The sequence below is a fragment of the Streptomyces poriferorum genome (genome assembly GCF_019399235.1).
In the GTDB taxonomy this organism is placed as follows: domain Bacteria; phylum Actinomycetota; class Actinomycetes; order Streptomycetales; family Streptomycetaceae; genus Streptomyces; species Streptomyces poriferorum.
This window is the reverse complement of sequence record NZ_JAELVH010000622.1, coordinates 1-1549: the sequence shown is the minus strand read 5'-3', so window position 1 is coordinate 1549 and position 1549 is coordinate 1. Positions and strand designations below refer to the sequence as shown.

General features: G+C 68.8%; 1 protein-coding gene. It reads left to right on the top strand.

The window, feature by feature from the left end:
* Positions 1 to 30: 30 nt before the first annotated feature.
* Positions 31 to 1549, top strand: a 1519-nt coding sequence (locus JGS39_RS40100; RefSeq protein ID WP_308121017.1) for a carbohydrate binding domain-containing protein, incomplete at its 3' end; no start/stop codon positions are given.

Genomic DNA, 1549 nt, shown 5'->3' with positions numbered 1-1549 from the left:
CCATCCCCGACTCCCCCACGGAGGCAGCAAGTGGAACGTTCCCCCGCCACCAGCCACAGACGTCGTCACACCCGCCCGCTCCTCGGATCCGCCATGGCCGTCGTCGCCGCCGGCGCGCTGACCCTCACCGGTCTCGTCAGCAGCGCCGAGGCCGCCGACGTCAACGTCGCGAAGAACGCCGGGTTCGAGTCCGGCCTCGCCAACTGGACCTGTTCCGGCGGTTCCGGCGCCACTGTCTCCTCCCCCGTGCACGGCGGCACCGCGGCCCTCAAGGCGACGCCGGCCGGCCAGGACAACGCCAAGTGCACGCAGACCGTCGCCGTGAAGCCGAACTCGACGTACGCCCTCAGCTCCTGGGTCCAGGGCGGGTACGCCTACCTGGGCGCGAGCGGGACGGGCACCACCGACGTATCGACCTGGACCCCCGGCTCCAGCAGCTGGACCCAGCTCTCCACCAGCTTCAAGACCGGCCCCAGCACCACCTCCGTCACCGTGTACACGCACGGCTGGTACGGGCAGGCCGCCTACACCGTCGATGACGTCTCGGTCAGCGGGCCCGACGGCGGCGGTGGCACCGACCCCGGTCCGGCGATCCCCGCGGCCCCCGCCGGTCTCGCTGTCGGCACGGCCACGCCCTCCTCCCTCGCCCTGTCCTGGAACGCCGTCTCCGGCGCGACCGGCTACACCTCCGTCTACAAGGACGGCGCCAAGGCCACCACCGCCACCGGGACCTCGGCGACGATCACGGGGCTGGCGGCCGACACGGCGTACCAGTTCTCGGTGACCGCCACCAACGCGGCCGGCGAGTCCGTGAAGTCCGCAACCGTCAGCGGCCGCACGGCCAAGTCCGGAGGCGGCGAGCCCAACCCCGGTACCTCCGTGCCCAAGCACGCGGTCACCGGCTACTGGCAGAACTTCAACAACGGCGCGACCGTGCAGAAGCTCAGCGACGTGCCCGCGAACTACGACATCATCGCGGTCTCCTTCGCCGATGCCACGACCACGCCCGGCGCCGTCACCTTCAACCTGGACTCGGCGGGCCTGAACGGCTACACCGTCGACCAGTTCAAGGCCGACATCAAGGCGAAGCAGGCGGCCGGCAAGAACGTCATCATCTCGGTCGGCGGTGAGAAGGGGTCCGTCTCGGTCAACAGCGACGCCTCCGCCACCAACTTCGCCAACTCGCTCTACTCCCTGATCCAGGAGTACGGATTCAACGGCGTCGACATCGACCTGGAGAACGGCCTCAACTCCACCTACATGACGAAGGCGTTGCGCTCGCTGTCGCAGAAGGCGGGCTCCGGCCTCGTCATCACGATGGCTCCGCAGACCATCGACATGCAGTCCACCTCGGGTGAGTACTTCAAGACGGCGCTGAACATCAAGGACATCCTGACCGTCGTCAACATGCAGTACTACAACAGCGGTTCGATGCTCGGATGCGACGGCAAGGTCTACTCGCAGGGCTCGGTGGACTTCCTCACCGCGCTGGCGTGCATCCAGCTGGAGGGCGGGCTCGACCCGTCGCAGGTCGGCCTCGGTGTCCCCG